The organism is Mesorhizobium neociceri (assembly GCF_013520985.1).
Lineage (GTDB): Bacteria > Pseudomonadota > Alphaproteobacteria > Rhizobiales > Rhizobiaceae > Mesorhizobium > Mesorhizobium neociceri.
The window spans coordinates 221855-240890 of sequence record NZ_JACDTY010000001.1 but is presented as its reverse complement, the minus strand read 5'-3'; the positions used below and the strand labels follow the sequence as shown (position 1 = coordinate 240890).

Genomic DNA, 19036 nt, shown 5'->3' with positions numbered 1-19036 from the left:
ATGTCAGGCGGGATGCTGCAGCTGGCTGAGCCCGCCATCGACGACGAGAGTGGCCGCGTTCATGAACGGGCACTCGTCGGAAATCATGAACACGGCGGCCAGCGCGATCTCGCGCGCCGAGGCGATGCGGCCGCCGGGATGCAGCGACAGCGTCTTGGCCCGCGCGGCCGCCGGGTCGGCAAAACTGTTCCAATAGTCGGTCGCCTTCTGCGTCTCGACATAGCCCGGCGCCAGTGCGTTCACGCGCACGCCCTGCCCCGCATATTCCAGCGCCAGCGATTTGGTCAGCCCAAGCAGCGCATGCTTGGCGACGGGATAGGGAAACGTGTGCGGAATGATGGTGAAGCTGTGCGTCGAGGCGATGTTGAGGATCGCGCCACCACCGCTTGCGATCATGCCCGGCAGCACCGCCTTGCTGCAGTTCCAGGCGCCTTTTACGTTGACGTCGAAATTATGGTTCCACTCCTCCTCAGTCGCCTCGAGCGGGGTGGAGAACACATTCATCCCGGCGTTGTTGATCAGTGCGTTGATGGGACCGATCGCTTCGGCTGCTTGCCTGACCGCAGCAGCAATCGCGACCCCGTCGCTGATGTCGGCAGCAATGTGCCCGAGATGAGCGCGCGGTGCGGCAAGACCGGCAACCGTCTTGTCCAGCAGCGCACCATCGCGGTCGACCAGGAACAGCTTTGCCCCCTCGGCCAGGCAGGCCTCGGCGATGGCGAGCCCGATGCCTTGTGCGGCGCCGGTCAGGAAGATGCGTTTACCGGACAGGCGCCCAGCCATGGCTGTCACTCCACTGGAAGATGGTCAGCGCCGGCCCAGTGCCGACGAACGCAGATTGTCGAGCAGCACGGCAAGCAGCAGGATCACGCCGCGCACAATGTACTGGTAGAAGGCCGGGATGTTGAGCAGGTTCATGGCGTTCTCGGCAATGCCCATGATCAGCACGCCGACGATGACGCCCGACATGGTGGCACGGCCGCCGGCAAGCGAGACGCCACCGAGCACGCAAGCCGAGATGACCGAGAGTTCAAGCCCGACCGCAGCATTGGGCTGGCCCGACGTGATGCGCGATGCCAAGAGGATGCCGGCAATGCCGCAGACCACGCCCTGCAGCGCAAAGATCCAGATGCGCGTCCAGTCGACATTGACGCCGGCCAGCCGCGACGCCTCCGGATTGCCGCCAATGGCCAGCGTGTTCTTGCCGAACACGGTACGGTTCAAGACGAAGCCGAAAATGCAGAACAGCACGGCCAACACCCAGATCGGCGTCGGAATGCCGAGCAGCTTCGACAGCGCCAGCTGGTAGAAATCCGGGCTGTTGATGCCGACCGCGCGGCCGTCCGATGCAATCAGCGCAAAGCCGCGCACGATCTGCATGGTGGCCAGCGTCGTGATCAGCGCGTTGATGCGGAATTTGGCGATGACGACGCCATTGATGAAACCAACGAAGGCGCCGCAGGCAATTGCTGCGAGGAGGCCAAGCAGGATCGAACCGGTGGCGTTCGACGCCATCACCGCGACCATGCCGGCAAAGGCGACGATCGAGCCGACCGACAGATCGAAGTCGCGCGCGGCGAGGCAAAACATCATGGTGCAGGCGACGATGCCGACGGTGACCACCGACTGCAGCAGGCCAAGCATGTTGCGGTCGGTGAGGAAGTTCGGCACCAGCAGCGACACCAGAGCAAAGGCGACGATGAAGATGACGACGAGGCCCTGTTCGCCGAGCAGGATTTTCTTCAACTGGTCGGTCATGGCAAGATCCTCAGGATGCTATCGCGTCGGGTGTTTTCTGATCGGGAAGAGCGGCGGCAAGGATCGCCTTTTCGGCGAACTGGTCTCGGCTGAGCTCGGCGTTGATGCGGCCGCCGCACATCACCAGGATGCGGTCGCAAATGCCCATCACCTCCGGCAATTCGGACGAGACGACGACGATCGCCATGCCGACCTCGGCAAGCTGATAGAGCAGGTCGTATATCTCCGCTTTGGCGCCGACGTCGATGCCGCGTGTCGGCTCGTCGACGATGAGCACACGCACGCCCTGCTCCGACAGCCAGCGGCCCAAAATGACCTTCTGCTGGTTGCCGCCGGAAAGGTTGATGATGTCCTGTTTGCGCGACGGCGTGCGCACCTTGAGCTTCTTGATGAAGGTATCGGCGGTGGCGATCTCGCTGGCGCGGTTCAAGACGCCGAAGCGCGTGTGGTGGCGCCGCGACGAGATGTTGATGTTTTCCTCGATCGAGCGGCCTTGGATGATGCCGTCATGCTTGCGGTCTTCCGAGCACAGCACGATGCCGGCGCGGATCGCATCATGCGGATCGGTCGCACGAACGACCTTGCCGTCGACGCTTATGCTGCCGCCCGAGCGCGGGTCGGCACCGAACACCAGCCGCATCAGTTCAGAGCGCCCGGCGCCGATCAGGCCGAAGAAACCGACGATCTCGCCGGCGCGGGCCTCGAAGCCGGCCGGCGTCTTCAGTTTTGCTCCGGAAACAGCGTCGACCTTCAGCCGGACATTGCCGGATGGGCGCGGACGAAAACCCCAGATATCAGAAATTTCGCGGCCGACCATTTCGGCGACGACCTGGTCGCGGGTGACATCTTTCAGCGAGGCGTGATGCGCCGCAAGCTTGCCGTCGCGCAGCACGGTCAGGCTGTCGCAGAGCCGGAACACTTCGTCCAACCTGTGCGAGACATAGATGATGACCTTGCCCTCGCCGCGCAGGCGGTCGATCAGGGCAAACAGGATTTCGCTTTCGCGCGACGACAGCGACGAGGTCGGCTCGTCCAGCGCGATGACGCGCGCATCGAGCATGATCGCCTTGGCGATCTCGACCATCTGACGCTCGCCGATCGACAGCGTCTTGACCTTGCGGCTGATGTCGATGTCGATGCCGGCCGATTTCAGCTTGGCGCCGACGTCGTCCAGCATCCTGGCGCGGGCGATGATGCCGGCGCTGGCGGGAAAACGGCCGAGGCTGAGATTTTCGGCGACGGTGAGTTCTGGCACCAGCTGCAGTTCCTGGTGGATGACGATGACGCCATTGTCGAAGGCATCTCGCGTCGATGAATAGGCCTGGACCTTGCCGTCGATGCTGATCTCGCCCTCATCGGCATGCTGGTCGCCGGACAGGATCTTGATCAGCGTGGATTTGCCGGCGCCGTTCTCGCCCATCAGGCCATGCACTGCGCCCTTGTCGACGCCGAAGGAGACGTCCGACAGCGCCTTGACGCCCGGATAGGTCTTGGTGATGTGCGAGAAATCGAGAAAGGACACTGGCGTCGATCCTTCTGCGTGATGCCAAACAGGCGGCGGCATGAGCCGCCGCCTGTTTGTACAGGGAGGATTATTCGATGCCGAGACCCTGGCGGACCGTCTGGTAGTCGTCGCGCTTGGCGAGCGCACCGGCGGTCAGGATCAGCTTCTCGGGTTCCTTGTTGTTGGCGACCCAGTCATACATGTTGAGCGCCGTCTCGTAGCCGTGACGCTTCGGCGAGATGATCACCGTACCGACAAAGCCGGTAGCGGTCGGCTTCTTGAACTCGTTGATCGCCGAGTCCGCGCCGCCAATGCCGACGCCGATCATGCCGTCGGCCGGAATGCCGACGCTTTCGGAAGCGCGCACGGCGCCGAGTACGGCTTCGTCATTGAGGCCGAAGGAGACCCACTTCTTGATGTCGGCATGGGCATTGAGCACCACCGTCGCCGCATTCAGCGCAGCCTCGGTGTCGGTCTTGGCCTGCGGTGCATCAAAAATGTTCTCGGCCTTGAAGCCGTTCGCCTTGAGCACCGAGATGGCGCCTTCGACACGGTCGACGGCGGTCGGCAGTTGGTCATAGGAGACGCGGATGGCGCCGACCTCGTCGGCCTTCCAGCCGCGCACCTTCATTTCGTCGACGATCGCCTGGCCGACGGCCTCGCCGATCTTGGTCGCCGAAATGCCCATATGCGGCACGTCTTCCAGCGCATTGCCGTCTGCGCCGACGAGGCGGTCGTCGACCGTCATCAGCTTGAGGTTGTTGGCGGCGGCCTTGGCGACGATGCCGGGACCGAGCTTCACATCTGGCGTGCAGACGATGAAGCCCTGCGCGCCCTGCGCGCCGAGATTGTCGATTGCCGACATCAGCTTCTCACCGTCCTCGGCGCCGATCTTGACCAGGGTAAAACCCTTTTCCTTGGCGGCCTGGTCGGCGAACTTCCATTCGTCCTGGAACCACGGCTCCTCGGGCTGTTTGACGATGAAACCGATCTTGGTGTCCTGAGCATATGCAGCGATGGTCGTGACGGACAGCACGGCAAGCGCGCCCGCGACGAGCGCGGTCTTCAAAAGTCGCATGATTACCTCCCAGCGATAGGCCGGGCGCTCAGGCCCGGGTGTTGGAGTCTCTAATTGTTTTTATCATACTCGTCAATTGATCTGGTATGATAATTAAGATACATGCTCTGACCAGGGATCGCTGGCGCAAATCATCCGCATCCGGTAAGGCCGGACCGGTTGTGCGAGATCAGCGGTTTCGCCGCCTTGGAGGAGGGCTGAGGTGACCGAGATTTCGAAGAAGGCATCAGGCGACACGCCTACCCGCCGCCCGCGCGTCATGCCTGACGTGATCAAGGCAATCGCCTCCGACATCTTTTCCGGTCGCTATCCGGCCGGCTCGTCGCTTCCGACCGAAAACGAACTCGGCGTCGAATATGGCGTCAGCCGCACCGTTATCCGTGAGGCGCTGAAGGTACTGGCCGCCAAGGGGCTGGTGCTGTCGCGGCCGCGCATCGGCACGGTTGTATGTGAACAGGACAACTGGAACATCATCGACCCGCAAGTGCTGGCCTGGCACGCTCCGCATGCGCTGGACGACAAGCTGTTCGACGCCATCCTCGAAACGCGCCGCGCCATCGAGCCGCTGGTCGCCGAACTCGCGGCGACGCGCGCGACGCTGCAGGAGATTGCCGATCTCGAAGCCGCATGGCGCGGCATGGCCAACGCCGGCGAGGATCTCGTCACCTTCTCGCGCTCGGACATCACCTTTCACCAGATCGTCTATGCCGCGAGCCACAACCCGATCTTCCGCCAGATCGGCAATTTGATCGACACCGGGCTCAAATTCTCGCTGGAAGCGACGGCGACCATCTCGCTCGACCGGCGCATGGAAGCGGTCGCGGCACATCGCGAAGTCGTCGAGGCGCTGCGCATGCGCGATGCCGCGGCGGCGCGTGCGGCAGCGGGCCGGATTCTCGACCTTGCGGCGCGCGACCTCGTCAGCGCCAAGAAACTCAAGAACAACTGAGACCAGCATGAAAATCATCTCGCTCACCACCTACATCGTCCCGCCGCGCTGGCTGTTCCTGAAGATCGAGACCGATGCCGGCGTCACCGGCTGGGGCGAGCCTGTGGTCGAAGGCCGGGCGCTGACGGTCGAGGCGGCGGTCAAGGAACTTGGCGACTACCTCATCGGCAAGGATCCTCGCCTGATCGAAGACCACTGGACGGTGATGCATCGCGGCGGCTTCTACCGCGGCGGCCCGATCCTGATGAGCGCAATTGCCGGTATCGACCAGGCGCTGTGGGACATCAAGGGCAAGGCGCTCGGCGTGCCGGTGCATGAACTGCTCGGCGGCAAATTGCGCGACAGCATCAAGGTCTATTCCTGGATCGGCGGCGACCGCCCGGCGGAAGTGGCCGCCGGCGCCAGGGAGGTGGTTTCGCGCGGTTTCCAGGCGCTGAAAATGAACGGCACCGAGGAACTGCAGATCGTCGACAGCCATGACAAGATCGATGCGGCTGTCGAGCGCGTCGCCGTGGTGCGCGAAGCGGTCGGCCCCAACATCGGCATCGCCGTCGATTTCCACGGCCGCGTGCACCGGCCGATGGCCCGCATGCTGGTCAAGGAGCTGGAACCCTACCGGCTGATGTTCATCGAGGAACCGGTGCTCAGCGAAAACCGCGAGGCGCTGAAGGAGATCGCCGCGCTCGGCTCGACGCCGATCGCGCTCGGCGAGCGGCTCTACAGCCGCTGGGATTTCAAATCGGTGTTCGAGCAAGGCGCCGTCGACATCATCCAGCCCGATCTTTCGCATGCCGGCGGCATCACCGAATGTCGCAAGATCGCGGCGATGGCAGAAGCCTATGACGTGGCGGTCGCGCCGCACTGCCCGCTCGGGCCAATCGCGCTTGCCTCCTGCTTGCAGCTCGACGCGGTGAGCTACAATTGCTTCATCCAGGAGCAAAGCCTCGGCATCCATTACAACGCTGCCAACGACCTGCTCGATTATGCGGCCAACAAGGACGTCTTCCGCTACGAGGATGGCTATGTCGCTATCCCGGATGGCCCAGGGCTCGGCGTCGAAATCGACGAGGACTACGTCAAGGAACGCGCCAAGGAAGGCCACCGCTGGCGCAACCCGATCTGGCGCCACAAGGACGGTTCCTTCGCCGAATGGTAGCCCGGCCGATCTTGCGGCCAGGCCGTTACGACTTCGCGTTCACTTCCGCGACGGCGCAAGCGTAACGCAGGCCTCTGACGTCAGCAGCCGGAAGGTGAATGTCTCCTGCAGATAGAGTTCGACGCTTGTGCTGGAATGCGAGAGATAGCCGATCGACAGGTCCTGGCCGATATCGAGCTCGAAATCGCCACCCCGCGTGGACAGCACAAACCCGCCTTCGATGGCCGGCGCCCAGATGATACCGCCATCGACCATGCGCTCGATATGATGGAAGACCGGGTAGCCCTCGTCGCTGCCGCCGCTGACGGCCGTGAAGGCCGCAGCACCCAGCACCAGCGCATAGGGGCCATTGACGCCGGCAAGCCGCAACTGGCTGACCGCCTGGGCGACCGCTTCCGGATAGGCCATCACCTTGGCCGGCAGTGCCACGACCGGATTGCTGGTGCCTTCACGAAGGCCCTGGATGCCGGCGGCGGCGTAGCCGTCGAACACCGAGCGATCCTCGGCGAAGGCAATCTTGCGCGCCGCTTCCTTCACCGCGGACCAGTCTGAATCCGTAGCACCCCGTTCGACATCGTTGATGGCCTGGCGTGTCAATTCGAACGGAACGCGCAACTCGACCAGCGCCTTGACCTCGCGCTGCACTGACTGAACCCCCTCGTCGGGCGCCGCGATCGGCTTGGTATGGCCGGTGCCGACGGAAGACAGGTCGAAACCCTTCGGGCCGACGACATCGACAACACGCCGCGCCGCCAGATGGCGCTTGAGGGTGCGCGATGCCTCGTCCTCGATCTGCGCCCAAGCGGCGTCGGAAATGGGAGCGAGTTCCCGATAAAGAGTATTCATGTCTGCCTCACATCCTTGAGAGATCCGATACCGAGTGAACCGTCGCGCGGGCGCGACTGGGTTTGATCCGTCGCCTCGGGTTGGGCCGCGAGCGGAGCGGCAGCCGCATCCACTGCAACATCTTCGAGGAACGTCGCCGACGGCACAAAAAACAGCGTGCCGGTCACCGCGCGGCTGAAGTCGAGCAGCCGGTCGTAATTGCCGGGCGGACGGCCGATGAACATGTTTTCCAGCATCTGCTCGATGCGGCGCGGCGAGCGGGCATAGCCGATGAAATAGGTGCCGAACTCGCCCTTGCCTGCATCGCCGAACGGCATGTTGTCACGCAGGATTTCCAGCTCTTCGCCATCCTCGGTAATCGACGTCAGCGCATTATGCGCCGATGTCGGTTTGACCGCGTCGTTGAGTTCGATGTCGGAAAGCTTGGTCCGACCGATGATCTTTTCCTGCTCGGCCACCGGCACCTCGTTCCAGCGCGCCAGATCGTGCAGGTATTTTTGCACGATCACGTAGCTGCCGCCGGCAAAGTCAGGATCCTCCTCGCCGATGATGGTGGCGTCGATGGCGCCCTGATCCACCGGGTTCTCGGTGCCATCGACGAAACCGATCAGGTCGCGGTTGTCGAAATAGTTGAAGCCCTGCACCTCGTCCGTCGTGGCGACAGCGCTACCAAGCCGCGCCATGATCTGCGTCGCCAGTTCGAAGCAGAGGTCCATTCGCGCCGCACGGATATGAAACAGCAAGTCACCCGGCGTCGAAACAGCGTGATGCTGGCCGCGGATCTCGCGGAACGGATGCAGATCCCTAGGCTTCGGGGTTGCAAACAACCGGTCCCACGCGTCGGAGCCAATTGCCATGACACAGGACAACCCGCCCTCGAGGTCGCGGAAGCCGACCGCTCGCTTGAGCGCGGAAAGGTCGGCACACAGGCCGCGTGCGGTCGCGTCATGTTCAGGGCCGGATTTGAGCGTAATGACAAGAAAGATCGCGGCCCGCGTCAGAAGGGCGACGACCGGTTGCGAAACAACGGCTGGCAAACTGGACTCCATGCTTGATCCGTTCGGTATCCTCCGACGCGGTGCCTGAATCAAGCAGCATCTTGCTCAGGTTGGTTCACTGGATTTGGCGCTTGCGCCGCACTGGACGATAAGGCATTCCCACCGCAATGGGCATCCCTCCAAGGGATAGGTCGGAAGGATTTTCGGTCCGTCTGCATCACGATGCGCCTGCCCTTCGATCACCGGTATCGCGGGCAGGCCCAACAGAGCGAAGCGGGTTGCGACAAGCCGCGGCGTCGAATTCTCGACGCATGGCACGAGAACAATGTCTGCAAGTAAATGCAACCGGAAAGACATAGTTTTACTAAGGGCGGTTGCTTGCAAGCATCGGATCGGTTGATGCCTTTGACATCCAATCCAAAGCAATCTCTGCCTATGGAACATGACGGAAATCCTGTCATCATCGACCTTTTCTTGACCCAGGCCGCGTCGACATTCCGAGTCGCCCGCTGGCTGCGTGAGCGTTCGCAAAGCCAAAGTCCCCGCCACGCCACCATCGAATTCTGGCGGCCGACAAAATGCAAAGAGCGCGTTGATCCAATTGGATTTTTCATGCTCCAGGGCCAAAAAATGCCCGACCTGAAATGGTTCGTTCCTCGCGATTTGGGCAGCGCTTCATCCGGACGGCACAACTCATTGATTTATCTATAGATTTTATGAAAAGTTTACGCGTTAACTACCTATTAACGTATCGCTTAACTTTCCCCACTATTTACTTAGAATACTTCGAAATAGGTAATTTCCACGATGCGCGACGTTTCAAAAAAGTCTCAAGGGGGTAAGGGCGCGATCCGCGAAGCGGATGCGCGGCGCCCCGAGGCGTCCGCAGCAGGTGAGGCTTCCCATCCCCGCTCGCTTGGCGAGACCGGACCTGCAGGCGTCACAACCCGCGCGCAGCTTCCCGCCTTGCCGACGGTTGTGCTCGGCGGTCTGCCGATCACCGTGATCGATCGGCAAGACGCCGCCCGGCTGATGATCGCGTCGGCGCGTGGGCATCTGCCCAACACCCGCCCCTATTATTTCACCTCCGCCAATGGCGATGTCATCGCCCAGGTGGGGCAGAACACGGAAGTCGCCCGGCTATTTCGCCAGGCCGACCAGATCTTCGCCGATGGCCAGCCGCTGGTTTTTGCCTCGCGCCTGCTGTGCAGCGTGCATCTGCCGGAGCGGGTCGCCACCACGGACCTGTTCCATGATGTTGCCAGGCTCGCCGAACAGGAAGGCACGACATTCTACCTGCTGGGCTCGACGGAGGCGGAGAACAACAAAGCTGTCGCCCGCATCAGCGCCAAATACCCTCGCCTGCGCATCGCCGGGAATTGTCACGGCTTTCTGGCCGGCCAGGCGCTTGAAAGGAAACTCGACGAGATCAACGCGCTTGCACCCGACATATTGTGGCTGGGCCTCGGCGTGCCGCGCGAGCAGATCTTTATCCGCGACTATGCATCGCGGCTCCACAATGTCGGCCTGATCAAGACGTCGGGCGGGCTTTTCGACCATATCGCCGGCAAGGTCCGGCGCGCCCCGCTATGGGTGCAGAAGGCTGGCTTCGAGTGGCTCTGGCGTGTGATGATGGAGCCGCGCCGGCTTTTCTGGCGCTACTTCACGACCAGTCCACGGGCCGTCTACGCCCTATTGAGGTATTCCAAATGACGGCCGAGCACCGCCACAATCCGCTGCCCGAAGGGACCGATGCCGAGATCGCCATCGTCGGCGCCGGACTTTCCGGCACCATTGCGGCGAATGTGCTCGCACGAGCCGGTTACAACGTCATCTTGATCGATCGCCATTCGGTCTTTCCCAGGGAGTTTCGTGTCGAGAAAGTCTCCAGCGACCAGGCTGAAAAACTGCGCCGGCTTGGCCTTCTGGACAGGCTTTCGACGGCGGCCGTGGCCTTCGACGACATCGTCAACATTCGCAGGGGGCGTATCCTCGACCGCACGCACGCGCGCCACTACGGCATTTTCTACGATGACCTCGTTGCCGCCATGCGCGCCGAACTGCCCGAAAACGTTCGCTTCATCTCCGGCCGCGTCAACGGGCTGGAGACAGGAGCGGACCGCCAGCGCGTGTCGATCCTCGACCATCACGACGTGACGGCGCGGCTGCTCGTGCTGGCCACCGGCATGGGCGATATTCTGAAGCGCGACGTCGGCATCGAGCGCCACTTCGTTCACCAGAAGCAGTCGCTGACGTTCGGCTTCAATCTGCGCCCGGTGGGAGCAAGCGCCTTCAAGCACCCGGCCGTTACCTACTACGGCGAGCGGGTCTCCGACGGCATCGATTACCTGACCCTGTTTCCCGCCGCCGACGTCACGCGCGCCAATCTGTTCGTCTTCCGCGATCACCGTGATCCCTGGGTGAAGGCCCTGCGCGAACGTCCCCGGGAAACGCTCATCGAAACACTGCCGGGGCTGGTTAAGACATTCGGCGATTTCGAAGTCATCAACCGGGTCGACAGCTGGCTCACCGACATCACGGTGGCGCAGAACTGTGTGCGCAATGGCATCGTTTTGATCGGCGATGCCTATCAGACCTCTTGTCCGGCCGCCGGAACCGGCGTCAGCCGGCTGCTCACCGATGTCGAGCGGCTGTGCACCGTGCATGTGCCGGACTGGATGGCTTCGCCCGGCATGACGGCGGCCAAGATCGCAACGTTCTACGACGATCCGGTAAAGCTGGCGATGGACGAACACGGCCTGCATATGGCTGATTTTCGCCGCAGCCTGACCATTGACACGGACCTACGCTGGCGCGCACGCCGGCAGCTTCATTTCAGCCGCCGCCGCGTCATGCAGAGGATCGACGCTCTGAGCCCCGCCTTCGCCGCCAGGCTGCGGAGTTTCAAAAAGCCACGCATAGAAGCCACGACCTGATCGCAGGCATCGGACGTTCAGGATCCAGCGGCCTCGTCGCTGGGCGCCTGCGGCAGCACGGTACGGCCGGACTTGGGCTTCTTGCCATGCGATCCGACCAGCCGCCGCGCCAGCGCCTTGGCCGCCGGCAGTTTCTCGACCGTCATGTGCGCGGCATAGCCGAGCGGGCTGCCGGCCCTGAAAATCTGCCACATCGGCGATGGCCGGCCACCGAAGGTAATCTTGTAGGGTTCGTCCCCAATCGTGAAATCGAGCGAATGGTCGCCGCGCTCGATGCAGTCGCGGGCGATCTGTTCGAACATCAGGCTGCCGATCGACTGCTTCCTGTAACCCGCCTCGTCAAAGCCGCCGAGAATGACCAGCAGCGAGCCGCGATGTGCGAGACCGAGCGCGCCGGCGATCGCCCGATCGTCCATCCAGAACGTGTAGGTGCGGGCAAAGCCGCCACATCCCTCGGCCGCCACGGCCATATAGAACTCGAAATAGGACGGCGACTGCAACAGGTCGGCCGGGCCGTCGCTGCCGTCGAAACGCTTGCCGCGGTACAATTTGAGTGCATCGAATGTCGTCCGGATGGCGTCGATACTATCCGAACATTCAAAACGCGCCTGGCCCATCCGGCCGAGCTGCCGCGACTTCTTGTCGAGTTCCTTGCGATAGGAACTGTCGAGTTGATGTTCGCGCCACGCCGCGAATGTCGTCTCCAGCTTGCTGGAATAGGCGCTCATGCCCATGCTTTCGCGCTTGTCGATGCCAAACAGGCGCTCGATTGGCAGCGAGCGATCGGCCAGCTTGCCGATACGCAGCAGATCATAGGGCTTCAGATGTTTTCGGATGGCGGCCACAGTGCGGCCGTCCGCCACGATAAGTGAAAACGTCTCCTCGTCGGCGACCGGCGATATGTAGTCGGAAACACGCATGTCGGCGAATTCCACGACTTTCAGCAGCGTATAGCGGCGCCTGACCAGCGGCAGGACCATCGCCAGTCTTCCGGCTGTGCGCACGACGATGATCAGCGGCGTGGCCACACCATGCCCAACGATCTTCTCGTACAGCAGGGCGAGCCAAATGGGGTGCTGAAAAGCGGTCGCGGCCGAGCTGGCGAAAAGCTCGGCATATTCCTCCGAACGAAAATCGAACGAATCCTCGACTGTGACTTCAAACATTTATGGTCCGAACCGGCTGGGCATGGTCTATCGACGCTGTCTTGCGTTCCACGTCAAGGTCAACCACATGGAATGTTAGGAACTTGGTATATACGGGGCCTCAGGCGCTGATTGCATATCTGTCGTCAATCCAGCATTCGGCGGCTGCCCGGCAGGATTGGTCAAGTTCTTCCCATAAAGCGGATGGCCAGACTTCCAAGTAACCGCAAGGTAAGTTTTTTCAGTCAGTCATTTGTTTGTACCGGTCATTTCTTTTGCAATGTCCAGGCCGGGTCCCGATACAATCGCGAACTGGTACGACATGCTGGCGATCGACGTCATTGTTCCGCAAACTACCCCGCGCCTGTGGCAGAAGATTGTCATCGAGCGGCTGCGTTCGGACGGCCACGATGTCGCTGTGCTACAGCAGCCGGGAACGGCAGGCTGGCCAGGGTCGGCCAAAGCCGCCTTTGCTTTCGAACAGCGCTTGTTTCGGCGCCGCCGTCCGAATCTGGCCGCGGCGCTGAACGAGATTCCGGTCCAGCCCACCGGCCGGCCCGCAGCGCTCAGGCTGGACCTTTCCGGTAATGCGCCGCGATCCGATGTTCCAACCATTGGCCTCCTGTTCGACGGTTCTCAGTCCGATCTTGCAGTGGCTAGGGCGATCGCGGCCGGAAGGTTGCCTGTGATCGAGGCCGTCCTTGATGGAAAAGCGGTTGCCCGGGCACGGCCCATGGTGGACAAGCGGGAATCGGTGGCGCTCGGCACGGAAGATGTACTCGCGCGCGCCATCACCCTGGTCGTCTCGGTCGCCAAGGCTTTTGCCGACGGCCGGCCCTTGCAGAACGAACAGTCGTCTGAAGCTCGCAGCGCTCCGGCAACGCAATTCCTGCCCGCCTATCTCGGTTCGGCGCTGCCGCGGCTTGGCCGTGAAATCATCCGGCGCGTCGGCTATCGCCACGCGCATTGGCGGGTCGGCTACCGCTTTACCGATGCTCCCGGTGTCGCCGAAACCGGCAGGCTTGGCAATGGCTGGTCGATCCTGCCCGACCCGGGCGATCATTTCTACGCCGACCCGTTCCCGTTCGAATGGCAGGGCCGGTCGTTCCTGTTCGTCGAGGACTATCCTCACGCCACCGGCAAGGCTGTCATCTCGGTCATTGCGTTTGACGCCAACGGCGTTCCCGAGGCGCCGCGCGTGGTGCTGGAGGAACCGCACCACCTCTCCTATCCCCAGGTATTCGAGCGTGACGGGGCAGTCTGGATGCTTCCCGAAGCCAGCGCCAGCGGCAAACTCACCCTCTATCGCGCGTCAGCTTTCCCCGATCACTGGACCGCCGAGACCGTTTTGGTCGAGGGCGAGATTTCCGACGCAACGCTGCTCGAGCATGAAGGGCTGCTCTGGCTGTTCGCCACCGACCGCGACGGCTACGGCAGCACCTCCGACACGCTGGTGGTGTTTTCGGCTCCCGCCCTCACCGGCCCCTGGACGCCACATGCCGGCAATCCGATCCTGATCGATCACCGCGCGGCACGTCCGGGCGGCGCTTTCGTTCGCAGCCCGGACGGACGCATCGTCCTTCCCGTTCAAGATGGAACGCTCGGCTATGGCGGCGGCCTCAGTCTGTCCGAACTGTTGCAGCTCGACCGGCAGACGGTGCGGCTTTCAGCACCCCGGCCGATCGTCGCCGACGGCGACTGGCCATACCCGAAAATCCACACGCTCAACCGAGCCGGCAGGCTGGAAGTGATCGACGGGATCGCAGCCGTGCGAAGGCGTTCAGGAAAGCAGTAGCGCCTCGTAGCCGGCACACATCCGGGCCGGCGAGTACTTGTCCCTGAGCCGCCGCCCGGCCGCCGAAAGCCTGGCCATGAACTCCGGCCTGGCAATCATCTCAGCCAGCCCCGCGGCCATGCCGGCGGCGTCGGCCTCGACGAAGATCGCAGCCGGTTCGCCGTCTCGCGCGGTCAGCACTTCGCGCATCACCGCAAGATTGCTCGCCACCACCGGCAGGCCGGAAATCGCCGCTTCGACACAGGCAAGACCGAAGGTCTCGCTCGTCGACGGAAAGGCGTAGACATCGCCCGCCGCCAGGAATTCGAAAATCTGTACCGGCGGAACTTCGCCGACCAGGTGCAACCGGTCCGCCACACCCCGCTCCCTGGCAAAGGTGACAAGCGTCTCCAGTTCCGGTCCGACGCCGGCAAGCGCTACATGGATGTCGGACAACCGTTCAAGTGCCCCGACCAGCGCGATCTGGTTCTTCGACCGTGTCAGCCGTCCGGACGAGACGGCAAGCCATGCATTGCCCGGCAAGCCGAAGCGGGCACGCGCCGCTGCCTTGTCGAATTGCTCACGCGGTGCCGGAACACCGTGATCGATGCGATGGAGGCGCCGCCGGTAGGCTTGCGGATAGTGATCGAATTGCGCCTCGGTCCAGGCCGAGTTGACGATGTTTGCGTGGTAAAGGCCGGTCACGCCCATCAGCTTGTCGATCTGGGAGAGCAGGCCCATGGTGCCCCTGGTGTGCGGTGCGCCGCTCTGGTTGGCGACGATGTGCCTGACCCCGGCCAGTCGGGCGCCGATCGTGCCGAAGATGTTGCCATAGTGCTGATAGGTGATGACGGCATCCGGCCGCGCGTTGCGCAGATAGCTCACCAGCCCGATGGTTGCCCGGATCTGTCCCGGCAAGCCTTTTGGCGGCTCGGTAAGAATGAAATCGGCGCTGGCGTCGTGGTCGAAGGCGTCGGTCTTCCGGTACATGAAGACGGTGCGGGCATCATGGCCGCGCGCCCGCAATCCTTCACCCACCATGTCGGAAACGCGTTGCGCGCCGGCCGCCTCCGCCTGCGTCTGGACCTGCACGATCTTCACGTACGGTCTCTAAGCACAGGGCGGGAAACGGCTGCCGCCTTGCCCGCCGCGAGGCCGAAGATGGACGGGTTTATGCCTATTCGGCGCCGTGCGATCGACACTGCGATGGCAGTCCAGGCAATGACCGTTGCGGCGATGGTGACCGCCGCGCCGACCGGCCCGAAATAATAGGTCGTCGCGGCCGTCGCGGCCAGCCCCAGCACGTTGACGACGACCAGGACCTTGAACAGCGCATGCTGCAGGCCGGTCAGTTGCAGCAGTATCTCGATCGGGCCGCAAGCGGTTCCGAAGGTCGCGCCGATGCCGAAGATGACCAGCGTCGTGCGCATGGTCGGCGTGTCATAGGCCGGATTGAAAATGGACAGGATGAAGCCGCCGAAAAGCCAGAACGCCGCCAGCACGCAGAGCGCAATGGCAAAGCTGCCAAGTGCCGCAAGGCTGGTGATGCGCTGCACATGCGCCCTGTCGCCGCTGTAGAAGGCGCTCGAAATCTGCGGCGCCAGCGCCTGGTTGATACCGTTGAGCGCCAGCGCCACGAACCGCGTCGTCCGGTCCGCCACGAAGATTGCACCGGCCGGCACCGGCCCCAGGATCATGGCTACCAGCAAGGTGCTGACCTGGCCGAGCGCCGGCGGCAGCGAGGTGACGCCCCACAGGCCAAGCGTCACGGTCTTGAATTCCTGCTTTTGCGCTGGGCTAAGCGGGCCGCGCTCGGCGCGCGACGTGTCGCGCAGCAGAGACAGCGTTTGCGGCACCACCGAAAGGAGGAGCAGCCCGGCGGTCAGGTAGGTCGCCTCCACCGCGCTGACGCCGACATGCATGAAGCGAAAGCCGAGAATGGCGGCAATGGTTGCCGCCCGCCATATGATATCGCGCGGCAACAGGCCGTAAATGAGCGCATTCTTGGCGCGGAAGGCGCCGGAGGTGAATTCCGACCAGCCGAGCGAGAATGACAGCACCGCGGCAGCCAGGCACAGCGACAGCCATTCGGGCGTGCCGCCGCCGACGAACGGCAAAAACCCCGCCACCAGGATGAGCAGGCTGGAGACGACTAGCCCGAGCAGCGCGACCAATATTGCGCGCGCCATCATGCCGTGCGCCGAGTTGAGGTCGCCGAGGCCGGCATATTGCGGCCAGAACCTGAGCACCGTGCTCTGCTGGCCAACCGATGCAAAGAAAGAAACCAGGCTGGCGCCGGCATAGGTGGCGCTGTAGAGGCCGAACTGCCGCTCGTCCATCACCATCGCTACGGCCACGAACATCAGGAACGACAGGCCGGCACTGGCGAGCTTGATCACACCCGCGACTGCCCCGCTCCTGGCGAGCGCGGGGATGGACATGCGCATGTCGGCTGCCGGATTGCCGCTCCCAGCCATTGCGGCTCTGTTGTCGCTTATGTTGTCATCCAAGACCGGCTCCTGTGACGATCGGCAATGGCCTTGCCCCCGCGGCAGCCGAACCGACCCTGAAACCTGTCCCTGAATAGAACAAAAACTCACGCAAGCGCCAGCCCCGAACGCGACGAATGGTTACTGGCACACCTGCATACAAAGGTGAAACGCTTTGGTAACCTTAACGAAAGGCTAACGATAATGGGGAATAGTGCGAGGTGTAGAGTGACGTGACTCTGCAGAGGAAAAATGATGAGTCCTGCCAGCATCGACGACCGCACGCTTCCACCGTTGTTTGATATCGCGGCGCTGTGGGCGATTCTTTGGGGCCGCCGCCTGATGATTTTTGTCATTGCAGGTGCCGTGCTGCTGCTGACGGTGCTCTATCTCTTGGTGACCAGCCCGAGCTACACGGCAACGGCCTCGATCCTGATCGACCCGCGCGATTCGCGGTCCACCAATTTCAACAGCGTTCTTCCCGGCATCGGCTCCGACAGCGCCGCCATTGCCAGCCAGGTCTTCGTCATCGAATCGCAGGATCTGCTGGGCGACGTATTCGACGGTCAAAAGGTGGCGAGCGACCCCGAATTCTCGGGCCGCGGCCTGATATCGCGGCTGTTTTCCATATTCGGATCGGACCAGAAGGCTACGCGCGACGCGACCTTCAAGCGCTTTCAAAAGGCGGTATCGGTGGAGCGCGAAGGGCTCACCTATGTCATCAATGTCAGCTTCACCTCGAAATCGCCGGAGACGGCCGCGCGCATCGCCAACGCCATCGTCGAGCGCTACCGGACCGGCCTTGCCGGAGAGCGCGAAGGCGCCAACAGCGATGTGAACTCCCTCCTCAACGACCGGATCAAGGGCCTGCAGAAGGACGTCAGCGACGCCGAACGCGCGGTCGAGGATTTCAAGACGACGCACAGGATCGTCGATCCGACCGATGGCGGCACGTTGCAATTCCAGCTCGACCAGCTGACGACGCAGCTGATCACCGCCCAGGGCGACGCCGACCAGGCAAGGGACCGCTACAATCAGGCGCTTGCCGTGGGCAGCTCGCCGTCCGGTCTGGCCAGGCTGGCGGAAATCCTGTCTTCCAACTCGGCCATCAAATTGCGCGACGACTACAATCAGCGCGCCGCCGAACTCGCCAATCTCGAAACCATGTATGGGCCGCGCCATCCGGCGATCGCGCGGTTGCGATCCGAGCTCGAACGGATGAACCGGCTCATGGGCGCCGAGGCCGACCGCATCAGGCAGCAGCTGAAGGCCAGCTACGATCTTGCCGCGCAAAATGTCGGCAAGTTGCAGGCCAAGCTCGAAGCCTTGCGCCAGCAGTCTTCCGACTCGAGCCTTGCCCAGGTGCAGCTGCGGCAGCTGGACTCCAAGGCCCAGGCCGCTCGCGGCGTCCTCGACGACTATCTGAAGCGCGCCAAGGAAACCTCGCAGATGGAGGGCGTACAGACCTCCGAGGCGCGCACGATCGCCAAGGCTTCGCCGCCACTGCAGCCGACCTGGCCGAAGCCGGCCCTGCTCCTGCCGGTGAGCGCGGTTCTCGGACTTCTCGCCGGATGCGGTCTCGCTCTGGCGTTCGGCCCGGTCCGCCGGCCCGAAGACGAACCGCAAGCGCCCAAGGAAGAAACGGTGCCGGCGATCCAGCCGAGGCAGGAGGCACCGCGTGTCGCTGCCCAGCCGGCTCCGAAGCCTGTGCCGGCCAGTCTGGGCGAATACCGCGTGCCGGCCAGCGGTACGGCGCTTTCAGGCATCAAGGCAATCAGGGCCTCACTGTTCCAGGACGGCGACGAGACGCTTTCGCGCGACGTGCTGAAGCTGATGCGGCAGATCATTCTGCGCCTGCACGACCATCCCAAACCCTTTGTGCTGGCCGTGTCCTCGACGCGCAGCAGCCTCGAGGCAAGGCTTGCCGGAGCATTGATCGGGATCAGCCTGCAGCGTGTCGAGCAGAACGTGCTGGTTGTTGAGATCGAAGGCCAGCCGTCCACTTCGACGGGCCACGGCCCCGGTATATTCGTCGACAGCGCCAGCGGCCTGCGAACCGCCATCTGCAGTCCGCAGGGGCAAAAAGGTGGACGGACCTTGGGCGACGTCCTGACCGAGGCCGGAAACGCCTTCGACTTCATCCTCGTCAGCGCCCCGGCCTTCGGCGAAAAGGCCTGGTCTCCGGAATTTTTCACGCAGGCCGATCTGACGCTGCTGGCGCTGAACCCGTCGGAGCAGGCAGCCGACGCTGCCGCCCTGTTGGTGCAACGGCTGGGCGTCGCCCAGATCGGACGCAGCGCCACCCTGGTGATCGCACCGCAGACCGCGCAGTCGGTCGCCCGCACGCCAATGCAACCATCCGGCGCCGCCGATTGGCGCCGCAGTCTGGCCGCGAGGAGCTGA

16 protein-coding genes are annotated in these 19036 nt (G+C 63.1%); 7 read left to right on the top strand and 9 right to left on the bottom strand.

Annotation, left to right across the window (positions count from 1 at the left end; genetic code table 11):
- Positions 1-3: 3 nt before the first annotated feature.
- The 4 genes from H0241_RS01065 to H0241_RS01050 all read right to left on the bottom strand — a co-directional run bounded on the left by H0241_RS01065 (position 4) and on the right by H0241_RS01050 (position 4340).
- Complete coding sequence (locus tag H0241_RS01065) at positions 4-783, bottom strand: SDR family oxidoreductase (RefSeq protein WP_181055582.1); 780 nt, start codon at positions 781-783, stop codon at positions 4-6.
- Between the two features lie 24 nt (positions 784-807).
- Positions 808-1758, bottom strand: a complete 951-nt coding sequence (araH, locus tag H0241_RS01060) for an L-arabinose ABC transporter permease AraH (protein WP_181055581.1) — start codon at positions 1756-1758, stop codon at positions 808-810.
- Positions 1759-1768: 10 nt separating this feature from the next.
- The gene (gene araG / locus H0241_RS01055) at positions 1769-3280 is read right to left on the bottom strand and encodes an L-arabinose ABC transporter ATP-binding protein AraG (RefSeq protein ID WP_328824589.1); all 1512 of its coding nucleotides are present in this window, start codon (positions 3278-3280) and stop codon (positions 1769-1771) included.
- 70 nt (positions 3281-3350) lie between these two features.
- Positions 3351-4340, bottom strand: coding sequence for an arabinose ABC transporter substrate-binding protein (locus H0241_RS01050; RefSeq protein ID WP_181055579.1), 990 nt, complete (start codon positions 4338-4340; stop codon positions 3351-3353).
- A gap of 259 nt (positions 4341-4599) precedes the next feature.
- Between H0241_RS01050 and H0241_RS01045 the strand changes: the two genes are divergently transcribed.
- Together H0241_RS01045 and dgoD are read left to right on the top strand one after the other, a co-directional pair.
- On the top strand, positions 4600-5289 hold the full coding sequence (locus H0241_RS01045; protein ID WP_210284732.1) for a FadR/GntR family transcriptional regulator: 690 nt from the start codon (positions 4600-4602) through the stop codon (positions 5287-5289).
- Positions 5290-5296: 7 nt separating this feature from the next.
- Entirely contained in the window at positions 5297-6445 is a 1149-nt protein-coding gene (gene dgoD, locus H0241_RS01040) for a galactonate dehydratase (protein WP_181055577.1), read from the top strand.
- Between the two features lie 39 nt (positions 6446-6484).
- On the opposite strand, the gene H0241_RS01035 is transcribed toward dgoD, so the two are convergent.
- Both H0241_RS01035 and H0241_RS01030 read right to left on the bottom strand, forming a co-directional pair.
- Positions 6485-7291, bottom strand: coding sequence for a family 1 encapsulin nanocompartment shell protein (locus H0241_RS01035; RefSeq protein ID WP_181055576.1), 807 nt, complete (start codon positions 7289-7291; stop codon positions 6485-6487).
- Positions 7288-8340 (bottom strand): Dyp-type peroxidase, encoded by a 1053-nt coding sequence (locus H0241_RS01030; protein ID WP_181055575.1) that lies wholly within the window; start codon positions 8338-8340, stop codon positions 7288-7290. The genes H0241_RS01035 and H0241_RS01030 overlap by 4 nt, the downstream gene beginning before the upstream one ends.
- A gap of 348 nt (positions 8341-8688) precedes the next feature.
- On the opposite strand from H0241_RS01030, the gene H0241_RS01025 reads away from it, so the two are divergent.
- The 3 genes from H0241_RS01025 to H0241_RS01015 all read left to right on the top strand — a co-directional run bounded on the left by H0241_RS01025 (position 8689) and on the right by H0241_RS01015 (position 11225).
- Positions 8689-9000 carry a hypothetical protein gene (locus H0241_RS01025; protein WP_181055574.1) on the top strand — a complete coding sequence of 104 codons (312 nt, stop codon included), beginning with the start codon at positions 8689-8691 and terminating at the stop codon, positions 8998-9000.
- 96 nt (positions 9001-9096) lie between these two features.
- Positions 9097-10002: a WecB/TagA/CpsF family glycosyltransferase gene (locus tag H0241_RS01020; protein WP_181055573.1), complete on the top strand. Its 906-nt coding sequence runs from the start codon at positions 9097-9099 to the stop codon at positions 10000-10002.
- Positions 9999-11225 carry an FAD-dependent oxidoreductase gene (locus tag H0241_RS01015; protein ID WP_181055572.1) on the top strand — a complete coding sequence of 409 codons (1227 nt, stop codon included), beginning with the start codon at positions 9999-10001 and terminating at the stop codon, positions 11223-11225. The genes H0241_RS01020 and H0241_RS01015 overlap by 4 nt, the downstream gene beginning before the upstream one ends.
- A gap of 17 nt (positions 11226-11242) precedes the next feature.
- Here the strand turns inward: H0241_RS01015 and H0241_RS01010 are convergent, their stop codons facing one another.
- A complete protein-coding gene (locus tag H0241_RS01010) occupies positions 11243-12391 on the bottom strand; it encodes a GNAT family N-acetyltransferase (RefSeq protein WP_181055571.1) in 1149 nt (382 codons plus the stop codon).
- 259 nt (positions 12392-12650) lie between these two features.
- On the opposite strand from H0241_RS01010, the gene H0241_RS01005 reads away from it, so the two are divergent.
- Positions 12651-14165 carry a glucosamine inositolphosphorylceramide transferase family protein gene (locus tag H0241_RS01005; protein WP_235983858.1) on the top strand — a complete coding sequence of 505 codons (1515 nt, stop codon included), beginning with the start codon at positions 12651-12653 and terminating at the stop codon, positions 14163-14165.
- Here H0241_RS01005 and H0241_RS01000 read toward each other — a convergent pair.
- A complete protein-coding gene (locus tag H0241_RS01000; RefSeq protein WP_181055570.1) occupies positions 14151-15245 on the bottom strand; it encodes a glycosyltransferase family 4 protein in 1095 nt (364 codons plus the stop codon). The two genes, H0241_RS01005 and H0241_RS01000, sit on opposite strands and share 15 nt — an antisense overlap.
- Positions 15242-16654: a lipopolysaccharide biosynthesis protein gene (locus H0241_RS00995; RefSeq protein WP_181055569.1), complete on the bottom strand. Its 1413-nt coding sequence runs from the start codon at positions 16652-16654 to the stop codon at positions 15242-15244. The genes H0241_RS01000 and H0241_RS00995 overlap by 4 nt, the downstream gene beginning before the upstream one ends.
- Positions 16655-16888: 234 nt before the next feature.
- Between H0241_RS00995 and H0241_RS00990 the strand changes: the two genes are divergently transcribed.
- Entirely contained in the window at positions 16889-19036 is a 2148-nt protein-coding gene (locus H0241_RS00990) for a GumC family protein (RefSeq protein ID WP_181055568.1), read from the top strand.

Bases quoted from the DNA above. Each gene is read 5' to 3' on its own strand.
- H0241_RS01065 (WP_181055582.1), bottom strand. From the start codon at position 783: ATGGCTGGGCGCCTGTCCGGTAAACGCATCTTCCTGACCGGCGCCGCA.
- araH (WP_181055581.1), bottom strand. From the start codon at position 1,758: ATGACCGACCAGTTGAAGAAAATCCTGCTCGGCGAACAGGGCCTCGTC.
- H0241_RS01050 (WP_181055579.1), bottom strand. From the start codon at position 4,340: ATGCGACTTTTGAAGACCGCGCTCGTCGCGGGCGCGCTTGCCGTGCTG.
- H0241_RS01045 (WP_210284732.1), top strand. From the start codon at position 4,600: ATGCCTGACGTGATCAAGGCAATCGCCTCCGACATCTTTTCCGGTCGC.
- dgoD (WP_181055577.1), top strand. From the start codon at position 5,297: ATGAAAATCATCTCGCTCACCACCTACATCGTCCCGCCGCGCTGGCTG.
- H0241_RS01035 (WP_181055576.1), bottom strand. From the start codon at position 7,291: ATGAATACTCTTTATCGGGAACTCGCTCCCATTTCCGACGCCGCTTGG.
- H0241_RS01030 (WP_181055575.1), bottom strand. From the start codon at position 8,340: ATGGAGTCCAGTTTGCCAGCCGTTGTTTCGCAACCGGTCGTCGCCCTT.
- H0241_RS01025 (WP_181055574.1), top strand. From the start codon at position 8,689: ATGCCTTTGACATCCAATCCAAAGCAATCTCTGCCTATGGAACATGAC.
- H0241_RS01020 (WP_181055573.1), top strand. From the start codon at position 9,097: ATGCGCGACGTTTCAAAAAAGTCTCAAGGGGGTAAGGGCGCGATCCGC.
- H0241_RS01015 (WP_181055572.1), top strand. From the start codon at position 9,999: ATGACGGCCGAGCACCGCCACAATCCGCTGCCCGAAGGGACCGATGCC.
- H0241_RS01010 (WP_181055571.1), bottom strand. From the start codon at position 12,391: ATGTTTGAAGTCACAGTCGAGGATTCGTTCGATTTTCGTTCGGAGGAA.
- H0241_RS01005 (WP_235983858.1), top strand. From the start codon at position 12,651: ATGTCCAGGCCGGGTCCCGATACAATCGCGAACTGGTACGACATGCTG.
- H0241_RS00990 (WP_181055568.1), top strand. From the start codon at position 16,889: ATGAGTCCTGCCAGCATCGACGACCGCACGCTTCCACCGTTGTTTGAT.